12 protein-coding genes are annotated in these 15,957 nt (G+C 55.4%); 7 read left to right on the top strand and 5 right to left on the bottom strand.

Annotated elements, in window-relative coordinates; genetic code table 11:
* Window positions 1-68: 68 nt before the first annotated feature.
* Window positions 69-1,559, top strand: a complete 1,491-nt coding sequence (locus ACXKZD_RS18680) for a M16 family metallopeptidase (protein WP_010257399.1) — start codon at window positions 69-71, stop codon at window positions 1,557-1,559.
* Window positions 1,560-1,561: 2 nt separating this feature from the next.
* On the opposite strand, the gene ACXKZD_RS18675 is transcribed toward ACXKZD_RS18680, so the two are convergent.
* The gene (locus tag ACXKZD_RS18675) at window positions 1,562-2,434 is read right to left on the bottom strand and encodes an alpha/beta hydrolase (RefSeq protein ID WP_010671660.1); all 873 of its coding nucleotides are present in this window, start codon (window positions 2,432-2,434) and stop codon (window positions 1,562-1,564) included.
* Window positions 2,435-2,957: 523 nt separating this feature from the next.
* On the bottom strand, window positions 2,958-3,890 hold the full coding sequence (kdgK, locus tag ACXKZD_RS18670; RefSeq protein WP_010671661.1) for a 2-dehydro-3-deoxygluconokinase: 933 nt from the start codon (window positions 3,888-3,890) through the stop codon (window positions 2,958-2,960).
* A 284-nt stretch (window positions 3,891-4,174) separates the two neighbouring features.
* Here kdgK and ACXKZD_RS18665 point away from each other — a divergent pair, with 284 nt between their 5' ends.
* Window positions 4,175-6,235, top strand: coding sequence for an AsmA family protein (locus ACXKZD_RS18665; RefSeq protein WP_045140898.1), 2,061 nt, complete (start codon window positions 4,175-4,177; stop codon window positions 6,233-6,235).
* On the opposite strand, the gene ppiC is transcribed toward ACXKZD_RS18665, so the two are convergent.
* Window positions 6,236-6,517 carry a peptidylprolyl isomerase PpiC gene (gene ppiC, locus ACXKZD_RS18660; RefSeq protein ID WP_033759445.1) on the bottom strand — a complete coding sequence of 94 codons (282 nt, stop codon included), beginning with the start codon at window positions 6,515-6,517 and terminating at the stop codon, window positions 6,236-6,238.
* 75 nt (window positions 6,518-6,592) lie between these two features.
* Here ppiC and rep point away from each other — a divergent pair, with 75 nt between their 5' ends.
* Window positions 6,593-8,614 (top strand): DNA helicase Rep, encoded by a 2,022-nt coding sequence (rep, locus tag ACXKZD_RS18655; protein ID WP_010257384.1) that lies wholly within the window; start codon window positions 6,593-6,595, stop codon window positions 8,612-8,614.
* Between the two features lie 43 nt (window positions 8,615-8,657).
* Here the strand turns inward: rep and gppA are convergent, their stop codons facing one another.
* Window positions 8,658-10,142 (bottom strand): guanosine-5'-triphosphate,3'-diphosphate diphosphatase, encoded by a 1,485-nt coding sequence (gppA, locus tag ACXKZD_RS18650; protein WP_033759447.1) that lies wholly within the window; start codon window positions 10,140-10,142, stop codon window positions 8,658-8,660.
* Between the two features lie 7 nt (window positions 10,143-10,149).
* Window positions 10,150-11,442: an ATP-dependent RNA helicase RhlB gene (rhlB, locus tag ACXKZD_RS18645; RefSeq protein WP_022624852.1), complete on the bottom strand. Its 1,293-nt coding sequence runs from the start codon at window positions 11,440-11,442 to the stop codon at window positions 10,150-10,152.
* Between the two features lie 117 nt (window positions 11,443-11,559).
* Here rhlB and trxA point away from each other — a divergent pair, with 117 nt between their 5' ends.
* From trxA to wzzE, 4 genes are all read left to right on the top strand, one after another.
* A complete protein-coding gene (gene trxA / locus ACXKZD_RS18640) occupies window positions 11,560-11,892 on the top strand; it encodes a thioredoxin TrxA (RefSeq protein ID WP_003851963.1) in 333 nt (110 codons plus the stop codon).
* A 352-nt stretch (window positions 11,893-12,244) separates the two neighbouring features.
* A complete protein-coding gene (gene rho, locus ACXKZD_RS18635) occupies window positions 12,245-13,504 on the top strand; it encodes a transcription termination factor Rho (protein WP_010257369.1) in 1,260 nt (419 codons plus the stop codon).
* A 280-nt stretch (window positions 13,505-13,784) separates the two neighbouring features.
* Window positions 13,785-14,870 (top strand): UDP-N-acetylglucosamine--undecaprenyl-phosphate N-acetylglucosaminephosphotransferase, encoded by a 1,086-nt coding sequence (gene wecA / locus ACXKZD_RS18630; RefSeq protein ID WP_022624853.1) that lies wholly within the window; start codon window positions 13,785-13,787, stop codon window positions 14,868-14,870.
* Window positions 14,871-14,897: 27 nt separating this feature from the next.
* Complete coding sequence (gene wzzE, locus ACXKZD_RS18625) at window positions 14,898-15,947, top strand: ECA polysaccharide chain length modulation protein (protein ID WP_033767587.1); 1,050 nt, start codon at window positions 14,898-14,900, stop codon at window positions 15,945-15,947.
* Window positions 15,948-15,957: the final 10 nt, after the last annotated feature.

Here is a 15,957-nt window from a genome sequence, read left to right as displayed (position 1 = left end):
ATTCGTTAATAACAGCGGCAATATGCGCCAGTGATAACGATATTTGAATTATTTGAGTAGGGGTTCACATGCAGGGCACCAGAATTCGGCTTTTGGTTGGTGGATTAGTGCTGGCAAGCAGCTTTGGTCTCCAGGCAGAAACGCTGCAACCGGATCCGGCCTGGCAGGAAGGCAAGCTGGATAATGGATTTAACTGGCAGTTACTGGCCACACCGCAACGCCCCAGTGACCGTATTGAACTGCGGCTGGTGGTGAATACCGGCTCGCTGGTAGAGAGTGCGCAACAGGCCGGCTTCAGCCATCTGCTGCCGCGTCTGGCGATGGTGCACAACACCGCGCTTGATAACCATCAGCAGCGCGCGCTATGGCAACAGGCGATGGATCCTCAGCATCCGCTGCCACCTGTGATCACCTCCTATGATTCCACCCAATATAATCTGAGCCTGCCGAATAACCGTCCCGAGTTGCTGAAAGAAGCGCTGAACTGGCTGGCGGCCACGGCAGGCAATATGGCCATCACCGAACAGGTGGTCAATACCGCGCTGGCGGCATCGGATCCGGTGGCGACCTGGCCGAAAGATACCCAGGATGTCTGGTGGCGCTACCGCCTGAAAGGCTCCGCGCTGCTGGCGCATGACCCCGCAGCGCAACCACGCGCGCCGGTTGATTTAACCCAGCTCAATGATTTTTATCATCAGTGGTACACCCCGGATGCGATGACGCTCTACGTGGTGGGGAATGTTGACAGCCGCAACCTCTCTGAGCAGATCAATAAAACCTTCTCGGCGTTAACCGGTAAACGTGAAACGCCTGCGCCACTGCCCACCCTGTCGCCGCTGCCGCACGAGCCGGTAAATCTGGTCAGCAGCAACATGACGCAGGATCGTCTCTCGCTGGTGTGGGATACGCCGTGGCAACCGATTCGTGACTCCCAGAATCTGCAGCGTTACTGGCAGGGCGATCTGGCACGTGAAGCGCTGTTCTGGCATGTCCAGCGTGCGCTCAGTGACAGCAAGGCACAGGGCATACAGGTGGGATTTGATTGCCGTGTGCTTTATCAGCGTGCGCAGTGCTCCATCAACCTGGATGGACGCAACGAAAATCTGGCGCAGAATATGAATCTGGTGGCGCGTGAGCTGGCAAACGTGCGTGACAAAGGCTTGCCGCAGGAGGAGTTTGATGCGCTGATGGCGCAGAAGCTGCTGGAGCTGAACAAGCTGTTTACCACCTATGCCCGCACCGATACGGATGTGCTGATGAGCCAGCGCCTGCGCTCCCAGCAGAACGCCGTAGTCGATATCGCACCTGAGCAGTATCAGAAGCTGCGTCAGACTTTCCTGGCCGGCCTGACCCGCGAACAGTTAAACCAGGAGCTGCGTCAGCAGCTGACGCAGGAACTGATGATGGTACTGATTCAGCCGGAAGGCGAAGCGGAAACCAACGTGAAGAGCCTGCAAAACAACTGGGACAAAGTGATGGCACCACCAGCGGCACCGGCGACCAGCAATGAAGCCAGTCCGCCGGATAGCAACGTCAAAGACGTTCCGCCAGCCGCATAAAGTCAGGTTTTTGCCCTGAGCCACTCGGTCACTAACATCGGCCAGCTGGCGAGGGGCAAATCTGCCACGCCGCGGATACCAAATCCGTGTCCGCCTTTCTGATAGAAATGCACCTCTGCCGGGACCTTATGCTCACGCAGCGCGCCAAAAAACGCCATGCTGTGATTCACTGATACATCATCATCGTCGGCTGCGTGGATCAACAGCGTTGGCGGCACCAGCGGATGAACCCGGGTTTCCATTGAATAAGCGTCAATGGTTTTCTGATCGGGCCAGGCACCCAGCAGGCGGGTTCTGGCTCCTTCATGGGCGATGCCGTCCCGCATGCTGATTACCGGATAGACCAGGACCATCGCATCCGGACGCGGCGAGAAGTTTTCTGCGCCATCCTGCACCGGATAGAGTTTCTCTGCGAAACGCGTACCCAGACTGGCAGCCACGTGGCCACCCGCCGAAAAGCCCATCATGACGATATATTTACCATTCAGGCCGCGCTGCGCCCGTTCACGCAGGACGCGTACCGCGCGCTGAGCATCGGCCAGCGGCGCGTCGGGGCCTTCGTGATGTCCATCATAGGGCAGGCGATAAGTCATCACCGCCAGGGTGTAACCCATTGAGGTAAAGAATGTCGCCAGGGCGCTGCCTTCACGATCGATCATCACGCGCTGATAGCCACCGCCCGGTGCGACCAGCAGGGTAATCCCGTTTGATTCGACCGGATGCCAGATCGCCATCTCCGGGCAACGCACGCCGGTAGCGGCCCGATCGTAAGGCTCATACTCTTTTGCCATGTCGACAATCTGCGGCTGTGCGCGCGAATCGCTGGCGCCTGGCGCATCACCGTGTGGCCAGATATTAATAATTTCTGTGTGCATAAATAGATCCTGATGCGGGGAATATTTTAATTGTTTTGTTCGCGGCCGGAGAGAACAGCGTCCTGCTGTCTTTTGATTAAAAGATGGTCTTTTTTCAGGCAGTCGTCCATCCGAAAAGGGGGGATCTGACCAGATTCGGACTATGCCTGGTGGTGGATCTGTTTGTTTAACTTATTAATTTTAATCAATAAATTATAAGAGAGATTGAAGGGGGAGACCGCAGGGGATCTGTTATTAACCACAATTTTTCCGCTTAAGGTAAATAGCTGGCACGGCCCGCTTTATTAGCCGCAATTTACCGGATATCACGCTGTGCGTTCTTAAGGCGACATAATGATTTTAGCGTCAGGATCACACCGCCACGCTGCAGGGGCTAACGTGCCAGTCTCATCTGGGAACGGATAGCATCGGTTACAGTCACGCAGCCAGACGTTACCAGCAGCCTAAAAAAATGCGCCCTCGGGCGCATTTTCTGGCATCGGCACGATCAGTGCCTGTATCAACGACACTGGCTAGCGCTCTGTCAGTCAGGCATCGCCTCTGCCGGAATAATCGCGCCGCGATGCTGAATCACGGTGCTGGCAGTCAGGTGTCCGCGCTGCGCGGCGACCTCTGCAGAGGCGCCGGTCAGACGGCGAGCCAGATAACCGGCACTGAACGAATCACCGGCTGCGGTGGTATCGATCACTTTCTCTTTCGCCAGACGTACCGCAGGCACATCAATCAGCGGTGCGTCGCCGGTGACCACCAGGCAGGAGTCTGCACCGCGCTTAATCACGATTTCGCTGGCACCCGCCTGGCGGGTACGCGCGATAACGTCATCCAGCGGCTCTTCGCCCCAGAGCAGATGTTCATCATCCAGTGTCAGGAAGGCGATATCGGTGCAGTTGAGCATGGCGCGATAAGCGGCCTGCGTGCTGGCCCGATCGGCCCATAAACGCGGGCGGTAGTTGTTATCGAAAATCACCTTGCCGCCATTAGCCCGGCAGCGCGCCAGCAGCACCATCAGCTTTTCACGACTGGCAGGCGGCAGAATCGCCAGGCTGATGCCGCTAAGATAGAGATAATCGTAGTGCGACAGCTGTTCAGCTATCTCTGCTGATTGCGGACTGTCGAGCCAGTAACGCGCGGCGGCATCACTGCGCCAGTACCAGAAGGTGCGCTCACCGTCGGCATCGGTTTCAATGAAATACAGGCCCGGCATTTTATTATCGAGCCGCTGAATCAGGTCAGTATTGACCTTCTCCTGCTGCCAGGCCGCGATCATTTGATCGCTGAACGAATCCGTACCCAGCGCAGTGACATAATCGACCCGTAACTGCTGCTCATCAACCTGGCGGGCGAGATAAACAGCCGTATTGAGCGTATCGCCACCAAAGCCACGTTTAATGTTCTCACCCTTTTCGGACAGCTCAATCATGCATTCGCCGATGATGGCGATTTTTTTCTGCGTCATGGTTTCAGACCTGTAGTGAAATATCGCCTTAGTCTCGCGTCTGGTATGGCAGACGTCAATGGTTTTAAAACGGTGTTTTAATTTACCTTTAAAGGCGGCCATTAGCCCTGGTCTCGGGGATAACCGCCGGGAATGTCGGCTTTTTTTACCGCTTATGCTAACGAAATGGCTGAGAAACCCCTTTTTCTGAATTGAATCATCTTACTATCCCGCTTCCCTGATGCCGTTGCCCGCGGTCTCGACTATCTTTAACGCAGACCGTGAATGTGCAAGGAGAAAGCGTAATGTCGCGTACCGGGAAAATAGTCAGCTGGGTAGCAGGAATTCTGGTGTTGTTGATCGTGGTGATTATCGTCGTCATCGCGACCTTTGACTGGAATCGCCTGAAGCCCACCATCAATCAAAAAGTTTCAACCGAGTTAAACCGCCCCTTTGCGATACGCGGGGATCTGGGTATCGACTGGGCACGAAATCGCGACGAAGCAGGCTGGCGGCGCTGGGTGCCGTGGCCGCAGATCCATGCGGAAGATATCATGCTGGGGAATCCGCCTGACATTGCTGACGTCACCATGGTACATCTGCAGCGGGTCGATGCCACATTGTCACCGCTGTCGCTGCTGCACAAAGAACTGTTCATCCCGTGGATTAAATTGCAGCGGCCGGATGCGCGTCTGATCCAGACCGCGGATAAAAAGAACAACTGGACCTTTACCCTTGCCAATAGCGGCAAGGATGAGAAGAGTGCTGCGCCATCGGCCTGGTCATTCCGTCTGGATAATATTCTGTTCGATCAGGGCCAGATTCGTTATCGCGATGCCATTAACCGCGCAGATGTCACGGTGCAGGTTAATCCGCTGGGTAAACCGGTGCCGTATACGCAGATTGCCGGAGGCAATGACCAGCAGAAGGGCGCAGGCGACTTCGTCTTTGGCTGGCAGGCGAAGGGCACTTATAACAATGAGTCACTCAGCGGCGACGGTAAGATTGGCGGCATGCTGTCACTGCGCAGTCAGAACACCCCGTTCCCGATTCAGGCCGATCTGCGCAACGGCACCACCCGCGTTCAGGTGACCGGCGGTCTGCAGGATCCGATGAACCTCGGCGGGCTTAACGTGCGACTGCGCTTCTCGGGCGATACGCTGGCCAATCTCTATGGCCTGACCGGCGTCCTGCTGCCTGACACGCCACCTTATGAAACCGACGGCCATCTGATTGCTAAATTCAGCGGCGAAAAGGGCGCGGTCTACCGCTATGAGAAATTCAACGGACATATTGGCGACAGCGATATTCATGGGTCGCTGATCTACAGTCAGGTTAAACCCCGCCCGACACTCAGCGGCGAGCTGACCTCTGAGCAACTGCGCATGGCCGATCTGGGGCCGCTGATTGGCGTCGACTCTGGCAAAGGCAGTGAAAAAACTGCGCAGGCCAAAGCCCGGCGCGGGGAGAAATCGAATCAGCCCGCAGACCGCGTGCTGCCACACGATAAATTCGAAACCAAAAACTGGGACGTGATGGATGCCGACGTGAAGTTCAGCGGCAAACGGATCGAACACAGCAATTCACTGCCGTTAAGCGATCTCTATACCCATTTACAGCTGAAAAACGGTGATCTGCTGCTGGACCCGCTGCGCTTTGGTGTGGCGGGCGGCAATCTCAACAGCACTATCCGGCTGGAGGGCGATCACTCGCCGATGCGTGGCCGGGTTGATCTTCATGTCCGTAAGCTGCAGCTGCGTCAGCTCTTCCCGAATGTGGAGGCGATGAAGAACAGCCGTGGCCAGCTCAATGGCGATGCCAGCTTTACTGGCACCGGTAACTCCGTAGCCGATCTGCTGGCGACCAGCAACGGGCAACTTAAGCTGCTGATGAATGATGGTCTGATCAGCCGCAGCCTGATGGAAATTGCCGGACTCAACGTCGGTAACTACGTGGTGGGCAAACTGTTTGGCGATGACCAGGTGCGCATCAACTGCGCCGCCACCGATCTCAAACTGCAGAATGGTGTGGCGACGCCTAACCTGTTTGTGTTTGATACCGAGAACGCGATTATCAATGTTTCAGGCAACGCGAACTTCGCCAGTGAGCGGCTGGATCTGTCGGTGAATCCGGAGAGTAAGGGCGTCCGCATCGTAACGCTGCGCTCCCCGCTCTACGTGCGTGGCACCTTTAAAAATCCTGATGCGGGCGTGAAAACGGGGCCACTGCTGGCACGTGGTGCTGCTGCAGTGGCACTGGGCGCAGTAGTCGGCCCGGCGGCGGCGCTGCTGGCACTGATCTCTCCTAGTGATAACGAAGACAACCAGTGCAGCACCGTCCTGCAGCAGATGAAGCAGAAGAAGTAACTAGTTGCGATAGAGTACTTTGATAATGTGATAACCAAAGCCGGTCTTTACCGGCCCGTAAGGCGTCAGCAGCGGGCAGGTAAAGACCGCTTTATCAAAGGCCGGCACCATCTGTCCCTGCCGGAACTCGCCCAGATCGCCGCCATTCCGGCCGGAAGGACAGGTTGAGTGCTTCTTTGCCAGCAGCTGGAAATTGCCACCCTTCGCCAGTTTTGCCAGTATCTCTTTTGCCAGCGCTTCCTCTTTGACGAGGATGTGTAAAGCCGCCGCGGTTTTCGCCATGTTGGTATCTCGGTTGTGTATAATTGCCGCCCAGTATAAACCCCTTTCTTTTGATTCAATCAGGCGATTTCTCCTATGCGTTTAAACCCCAGCCAACAACGTGCCGTCGAATTTGTTACCGGTCCCTGTCTGGTGCTGGCGGGCGCGGGATCGGGCAAAACCCGCGTGATTACCAATAAAATCGCCCATCTGATCCGTGAATGCGGCTATCAGGCGCGCCACATCGCCGCGGTGACCTTTACCAATAAAGCTTCGCGCGAAATGAAAGAGCGTGTGGCGCAGACGCTGGGCCGCAAAGAGGCGCGCGGTCTGCTGATCTCCACCTTCCATACGCTGGGGCTGGAGATCATCAAACGCGAAACCGCGGCGCTGGGCATGAAGTCAAACTTCTCGCTGTTCGACGATCAGGATCAGCTCGCCCTGCTGAAAGAGCTGACAAAAGAGTGGCTGGAAGAGGATAAGACGCTGCTACAGCAGCTCATCTCCACCATCTCGAACTGGAAAAATGATCTGATCGATCCGCAGGGCGCCGCCGCGCTGGCGCGATCACAGCAGGATAATATTTTTGCTCACTGCTACGCCCTCTACAGCCAGCATCTTAAGTCGTGCAACGTGCTCGATTTCGACGATTTGATTCTGCTGCCGACGCTGCTGCTGCAGCGTAATCAGGAGGTGCGTGAACGCTGGCAGCAGCGTATCCGCTATCTGCTGGTGGATGAGTATCAGGATACCAACACCAGCCAGTATGAACTGGTTAAGCTGCTGGTGGGCGCTCGGGCGCGCTTCACGGTGGTGGGCGATGATGATCAGTCTATCTACTCCTGGCGCGGCGCACGCCCGCAGAATCTGGTGCTGCTGAATCAGGATTTCCCGGCGCTGGAGGTGGTGAAGCTGGAGCAGAACTACCGCTCTTCGCAGCGCATACTGAAAGCGGCAAATATCCTGATTGCCAATAACCCGCACGTCTTTGAGAAGCGGCTCTTTTCGGAGCTCGGGCAGGGCAGCGAGCTGAAAGTGCTCACTGCCAACAGCGAAGAGCATGAAGCGGAGCGGGTCACTGGCGAGCTCATCGCGCATCACTTTATCAACCGGACGCAGTACAAAGATTACGCGATTCTTTATCGTGGCAACCATCAGTCCCGGACCTTTGAAAAGTTTCTGATGCAGAACCGCATCCCTTATCGCATCTCTGGCGGTACTTCGTTCTTCTCACGGCCCGAGATCAAAGATCTGCTCGCCTATCTGCGCGTGCTGACCAATCCTGAGGATGACAGCGCGTTTCTGCGCATCGTCAATACGCCGCGCCGTGAGATTGGCCCGGCTACGCTGCAGAAGCTCGGTGAGTGGGCCAACCTGCGCAGCAAGAGCCTGTTTAACGCCAGTTTTGATGTCGGTCTGGGGCAGACGCTGAGTGGCCGCGGTCTGGAGCATCTGCAGCGGTTTACCCACTGGCTGAATGAGATTATCCAGCTGACCGAACGTGAGCCGGTAAACGCAGTGCGTGATTTGATTCGCGGCATCGACTACGAAAGCTGGCTGTTCGAAACCTCCGGCAGCCCGAAAGCCGCAGAGATGCGGATGAAGAACGTCAACACGCTGTTTCAGTGGATGACAGAAATGCTGGAGGGCAGCGATATTGATGAGCCGATGACGCTGGCGCAGGTGGTGACGCGCTTTACACTGCGCGACATGATGGAGCGCGGTGAAAGCGATGAAGAGCTGGATCAGGTGCAGCTGATGACGCTGCACGCCTCCAAAGGGCTGGAGTTCCCCTATGTGTTCCTGGTGGGCATGGAGGAGGGGCTGTTACCGCATCAGAGCAGCATCGATGAGAATAATATCGAAGAGGAGCGTCGCCTGGCCTACGTGGGGATCACACGGGCACAGAAAGAGCTGACCTTTACCCTGTGTCGCGAACGCCGGCAATATGGCGAATTAATCCGGCCGGAGCCGAGCCGTTTTCTGCTGGAACTGCCGCAGGACGATCTGCAATGGGAAACCGAGCGCAAAGTGGTCAGTGCGGAGGAGCGGATGAAAACCGGTCAGAGCCGGGTGGCCGGTCTGAGAGCGATGCTGGATAAGGCGAAAAAGAGTTAAACCAGTGCAGGAGGCGAAAGATATTCGCCTCACGCGACGGCAATTACGACAGGGTTAATAACCAGTGGACGTAAGACTGATAATGGCTTTCCTGCTCCAGCAGCTCACTGCGCAACGGATGGGCCTCCAGCCAGCCCGCGGGCAGGGTCAGATGCAGGGCATCATCGTCTGCCTGTAGCCGCACCGCAGGCAGGGTGTCATCGCGACGGCGGGTGGAGAAAATAATCGCCAGCCGCAGCAGACGGCACATCCGTTCCGCCAGCCGCGGCGGCAGGGCATTCTGCTGAGTCAGCAAAGCCAGATCGATGCTGCCGCTCTGGTTTTGCAGTAAACAGGCCAGCAGCTTCTTCTGCGCCGGTGTGAAACCAGGAAGATCGAGGTGACGCACCAGATACGCCGCATGCTGCGGCGCATGACGGAAGTCAACGCTCAGGCCGATTTCGTGGATCGCGCAGGCGCTGAGCAGCAACTCACGACAGCGCTGATCCAGCTTCCACAACGTGGAAACCTGACGGAAAAAGCTCTCCGCCAGCTGACGCACGCGATCCGCCTGCTCGACATCAATGCTGAAACGGCGCTGGACGTTATGCAGCGTACGGGTTCGGATATCCCGGTCGATGGGCAGATGCAGCATGCCGTAGACCAGTCCTTCACGCAGTGCGCCGCCCGCCAGCGTCATGCTATCGATACTGAGCTCCTGGAAGATGGCGATCAGAATCGACAGGCCGCTGGGGAACACCAGCGCCCGCTCCAGCGTCAGCCCTTCGATTTCCAGCTCTTCCAGTTTGCCGCACTGAATGGCGCGCTGCTTCAGCTGCTGTAGCTTATTCAGCGTGATGCGCTCATCCATCCCCTGCGCCACCATGATCTCCTGCAGCGCCTGAACCGTGCCAGAGGCACCAACACAGGCCTGCCAGCCCTGCTCACGCAGTTGCGCTGCAATGGGCTGGATCATTTCACGCGCCGCCAGCTCGGCCTGGTCAAAGTTCTCTTTTGCCAGATGACGATCGCTGAAGAAGCGCTCCAGCCACGTCACACAGCCCATCGACAGACTGAACAACACCGACGCATGCGATCCGTCGCCAGTGGCCAGCTCGGTGCTGCCGCCGCCGATATCGACCACTAAACGCTGGTCGGAACCGCCGGTGGTGTGGGCCACGCCCTGATAAATCAGGCGCGCCTCTTCTTCACCGCTGATGACGTTGATGGTACAGCCAAGGATCTGTTGGGCGGTGTCGAGGAAGGTCTGCGCATTGGCAGCCAGACGCAGCGTGGCGGTCGCCACCACGCGAATTTGATCGGGGGGAATATCCTGCAGTTGTTCAGAGAACAGTCTGAGGCAGTGCCAGCCCCGCGACATCGCGTCGGCTGACAACAGGTTATTTTTATCCAGACCGGCAGCAAGGCGAACCTTGCGCTTAATTTTTGCAACGGTCTGGATACTGCCAGAGACCTCGCGCACCACCAACATATGAAAGCTGTTAGACCCTAAATCAATCGCTGCATAAAGTGACGATGCGCTTAGCATGGTGGCCTTAACCTGAACGTTTACGGTTGTTGTTGCGTGGAGCACCGCGACGATTGGCGTTATTCCCTCCGCGACGCGGGCCATTGCCGGAACGGCTGCGTTGCAGACGCTTAGGCGGCGGTAAATCCGTTAACAACGCTTCGCTGCTGTACTTGCTGACCGGGATGCTGTGGCCGATGTACTCTTCAATCGAAGGCAGATTCAGCGCGTACTCTTCACAGGCCAGGCTGATTGAATGACCGCTGGCGCCTGCACGACCGGTACGGCCAATACGGTGAACGTAATCTTCACAGTCGTCTGGCAGATCGTAGTTAAAGACGTGGGTAACAGCCGGTATGTGCAGACCGCGAGCAGCCACGTCAGTGGCGACCAGAATATCCACATCACCTTTGGTGAAGTCATCCAGAATGCGCAGGCGCTTCTTCTGAGCAACGTCGCCGGTCAGCAGGCCGACACGATGTCCATCGGCAGCCAGGTGGCCCCAGATATCTTCACAGCGGTGCTTGGTGTTGGCGAAAATAATGGCGCGATCGGGCCACTCTTCTTCCAGCAGGGTCTGCAACAGGCGCATTTTCTCTTCGTTAGACGGATAGAAAAGCTCTTCCTGAATGCGATGGCCGGTTTTCTGTTCCGGTTCCACTTCCACATATTCAGCACTGTTCATGTGCTCAAACGCCAGTTCACGGACGCGGTAGGAGAGGGTCGCCGAGAACAGCATGCTCAGACGCTGAGTCGCCGGCGGCATGCGACGGAACAGCCAGCGAATATCTTTAATAAAGCCCAGATCGAACATACGATCGGCTTCGTCCAGCACCATGACCTGAATAGCACCGAGGTTGACGTGATTCTGTTTCGCGTAGTCGATCAGGCGACCGGTGGTAGCCACCAGAATATCAACGCCCTGCTCCAGCACTTTAAGCTGTTTGTCATAACCGTCTCCGCCATAGGCGAGACCCAGTTTCAGGCCGGTTGAGGCGGTAAGGGGTTCTGCATCTGCATGAATCTGCACAGCAAGTTCACGCGTCGGCGCAAGAATTAATGCCCGTGGCTGGTTAACCTGACGACCTTCCGCCGCAGGATGAGAGAGAAGATGATGAAACGTTGACGTCAGAAACGCCATCGTTTTGCCGGTACCGGTTTGCGCCTGGCCTGCAACATCACGCCCTGAAAGCGTAAAAGGCAGAGCTAACGCCTGAATCGGCGTGCAGTATTGAAAGCCTTTAGTATCAAGGGCTTCCACCACTTTTGGGTGCAGGGCGAAGTCGGAAAACTTCTGTTCAGTTAAGTGTGTTTTGCTCATAGTGTGGTAGAATATCAGCTTACTATCGCTTTACGAAAGCGTATCCGATGAAATAAAGTCAACCAACATTGGTATATTTTACGCCAATTCGCCAGGCATAATCTTGTGGAGTAAAACATGAGCAGCGATAAAATCGTTCATCTGACTGATGACAGTTTCGACACCGACGTGCTGAAAGCCGACGGCGTTACACTGGTAGATTTCTGGGCTGAATGGTGCGGTCCTTGCAAAATGATCGCGCCAATCCTTGATGAAGTTGCAGAAGAGTATGATGGCAAGCTGACCATCGCTAAGCTGAATATTGATGATAACCCAGGCACGGCACCGAAGTATGGCATTCGTGGTATCCCGACGCTGCTGCTGTTTAAAAATGGCGAAGTCGCCGCGACCAAAGTGGGCGCGCTGTCTAAAGGCCAGCTGAAAGAGTTCCTGAACGCCAATCTGGCGTAATTCAGGGCTGAATGTCCGGCAGTGGTGAATTTATCTCCTGCTGCTGGACGTTCGCTTTCAGGCGTGCTAATTTACCAGCACTGCATTACGAACTTACCTTGTAGTTAGCATCTAAAAGTTTTCCCTTGTTGAACCCTGTCGCCCTGTACCTTATAAAGATAGAACGGTTCAGCAATCTTACGGTTAGCTCCAACTCTGGCATCACATTCGGACATCTCCCTGCATACCGATCGCCATTCCATACGATGATCGTCAGGAAGAGCCGAAAAGAGCCATTAACGGCATGGATTAGTTGCCATACCATTCACGACAAACATTCCGAGTATTACCCCGAGTTTAAGAACCCATCACTATGAATCTTACCGAATTAAAGAATACGCCGGTTGCTGAGCTGGTTACTCTCGGCGAAAATATGGGACTGGAAAACCAGGCTCGTATGCGCAAGCAGGACATTATCTTTTCAATCCTGAAGCAGCACGCGAAAAGCGGCGAAGACATCTTCGGTGATGGCGTGCTGGAGATCCTTCAGGATGGATTTGGATTCCTCCGTTCCGGAGACAGCTCCTACCTCGCCGGCCCTGATGATATCTACGTTTCCCCTAGTCAAATCCGCCGCTTCAACCTCCGCACTGGTGACACCATCTCTGGCAAAATCCGTCCACCGAAAGAGGGTGAACGTTATTTTGCGCTGCTGAAAGTTAACGAAGTTAACTACGACAAGCCGGAAAATGCGCGTAATAAGATTCTGTTCGAAAACCTCACGCCGCTGCACGCAAATAAACGTCTGCGTATGGAGCGGGGTAATGGCTCAACGGAAGATTTAACCGCTCGCGTACTGGATCTGGCATCGCCAATTGGTCGTGGCCAGCGTGGTCTGATTGTTGCACCACCGAAAGCCGGTAAAACCATGCTGCTGCAGAACATCGCGCAGAGCCTGGCGCACAACTATCCGGACTGTACCCTGATGGTACTGCTGATCGATGAGCGCCCGGAAGAAGTCACCGAGATGCAGCGTCTGGTGAAAGGCGAAGTTATCGCCTCAACCTTCGATGAGCCAGCTTCACGCCACGTTCAGGTTGCTGAAATGGTGATTGAAAAGGCCAAGCGTCTGGTTGAGCACAAAAAAGATGTCATCATCCTGCTCGACTCCATTACACGTCTGGCACGTGCTTACAACACCGTGGTTCCTGCTTCAGGTAAAGTCCTGACCGGTGGTGTGGATGCCAACGCCCTGCATCGTCCAAAGCGTTTCTTTGGTGCTGCACGTAACGTGGAAGAGGGCGGCAGCCTGACCATCATCGCGACTGCGCTGGTTGATACCGGTTCGAAGATGGATGAAGTGATTTACGAAGAGTTTAAAGGTACCGGTAACATGGAACTGCATCTCGCCCGTAAAATCGCTGAAAAACGCGTCTTCCCGGCGATTGATTACAACCGCTCTGGTACGCGTAAAGAAGAGCTGCTCACCTCTCAGGAAGAGCTGCAGAAGATGTGGATCCTGCGTAAGATTATTCACCCGATGGGCGAAATCGACGCAATGGAATTCCTCATCAACAAGCTGGCGATGACCAAAACTAATGATGAATTCTTCGATATGATGAAGCGTTCTTAATCCGATACTGCCTGGCCGAACCACAGATTCGGCTTTTTTAGTCCAGATGCGCAGAAAATCGACCTCACGCCACGTCTCAACGTGGCGTTTTTCATTTGTGAGCTATAGGATTGAACACTGGCAGGAGCATTTATAATGACTGTGGTAGCGATGGCGAACTTTTAACCGTTCGTCTGTCTCTTTATGCAGAATTCGGAATCCGACACAGCGATAGGCGCGTTTTTTCGCGTATTGTTGTGCGGGATGTTAGCTGAGAGCGTTTAACGTGAATTTACTCACTATGAGTACTGAGCTTGGTTTAATTTTTCTCTTTTCCCTGGCTTTCCTCTTTTTTGCTCGAAAAGCAGCTAAAAAAATTGGTTTAGTTGATAAGCCTAACTCACGTAAACGCCATCATGGCGCGATTCCGTTGGTGGGCGGCATTTCTGTGTTCGCAGGTATCTGCTTTACGTTTGCCATTACCAACTACTATCTGCCTCACGCGCTGCTCTATCTGGGCTGCGCCGGTGTTCTGGTGCTGGTTGGCGCACTGGATGACCGTTTCGATATCAGCGTCAAGATCCGCGCGGTGGTGCAGGCGATTGTCGCACTGGTGATGATGTTTGGCGCAAAACTCTATCTGCTTAGCCTGGGCTTTATCGTCGGCCCGTTCGAGCTTATCGTGGGGCCGTTCGGCTATGTGCTGACGCTGTTTGCCGTCTGGGCCGCGATCAACGCCTTTAATATGGTGGATGGGATCGACGGTCTGCTGGGCGGACTCTCCTCGGTCACTTTTGCCGCCATGGGGATTATCCTCTACTTCGACGGCCAGACCAGCCTCGCGATGTGGTGTTTTGCGATGATTGCCGCCACGCTGCCCTATATCCTGCTTAACCTCGGCTTCCTTGGCCGTCGCTTCAAAGTCTTTATGGGCGATGCCGGAAGCACCATGATCGGGTTCACCATTATCTGGATTCTGCTGGAAACGACGCAGGGTCTGAGCCATCCCATCACGCCCGTTACCGCACTGTGGCTTATCGCCATTCCTCTGATGGATATGGTGGCGATTATGTATCGTCGCCTGCGTAAAGGCATGAGTCCGTTCTCGGCTGACCGTCAGCACATCCACCATCTGATTATGCGTGCCGGCTTTACCTCACGTCAGGCCTTTGTACTGATTACCGTTGCGGCGGCTATTCTCGCCGGTATCGGTGTGCTGGGCGAATATCTGGCATTTATCCCGGAGTGGGTGATGCTGCTGCTGTTCCTGGGCGCGTTTATGGTTTACGGCTACTGCCTCAAACATGCATGGCGCGTGGCGCGACGTGTCCGCCGCATTAAGCGCCGTCTGAGCCATCATCGCGAAGCAAAAAACAAATTACCCTGAAAAGAGCTGATAAAGGATACCTCTGCCATGCCTTCTGACGTTGTGGACAACGAACTGGATATTCGCAGCTTTTGCTGCCGTTTATGGCGTGGCAAGCGCTGGATTATCGGGCTGGCGCTGCTGTTTGCTCTGGTCGCCTGGCTGGCCACGCTGCTGCTGAAACAGGTCTGGAGCACCACGGCGATCACCGATCGTCCGACGGTGAACATGCTGGGTTCTTACTATGCGCAGCAGCAATTCCTGACCAATCTGGATGTGCGCAACAACGCCTTAACCCTGGCCGCACCTTCACCTACGGTGATGGATCAGGTTTATCAGGAGTTCACCATGCAACTCGCCTCCTGGGATACGCGTCGTGAGTTCTGGCAGCAAACGGATTATTACAAGAGTCGTAAAACCGGCAATGCGCATAATGATGCCGCGCTGCTCGACGATATGATCGGCAATATCCTGTTCACGCCCGCTGACGCGGCACATAACCTGCCCGATAACGTCAAACTGAAAGCGGAAACCGCTGGCGACGCCAATAATCTGCTGCGTCAGTACATCGCCTATGCCAGTGAGCGCGCCGCGCGTCATCTGAATGATGAGCTAAAAGGTGCCTGGCGGGCACGTACCGACCAGTTGCAGGCGCAGGTGAAACGTCAGGAAGATGTGGCTAATGCGGTGTTTCAGCGCCAGCAGCATCGACTGGAGCAGGCGCTGAAGATCGCCAGCCAGCAGGGCATCAATGAGAAACAGACGCGTGAAGCGGGTGAAAATCTGGCAGACAGCGACCTGTTTCTGCTGGGCCAGCCGGTTTTACAGGGACAACTGGATACGCTGCGCGCTACCGGTCCGGAGTTTGATATCAGCTATGATCAGAACAGAGCAATGCTGACCACGCTGCAGACCGGGCCAAAACTGAACAGCCAGTTCCAGACCTACCGTTATCTGCGTACGCCGGAAGAGCCGGTATCACGTGACAGTCCGCGACGTCTGTTCATGATGATTATGTGGGGTGCCATTGGGGCATTAACAGGCGCGGGAGTGGCGCTGGCACATCGTCCGCGTCTGATGTCAGACACGCATGAGTGAGAGAAACAGT

This window comes from Pantoea sp. ABR1s (assembly GCF_057812235.1).
Note: the sequence above shows the minus strand (reverse complement) of the source record. Positions and strands in the feature narration are given on the sequence as shown.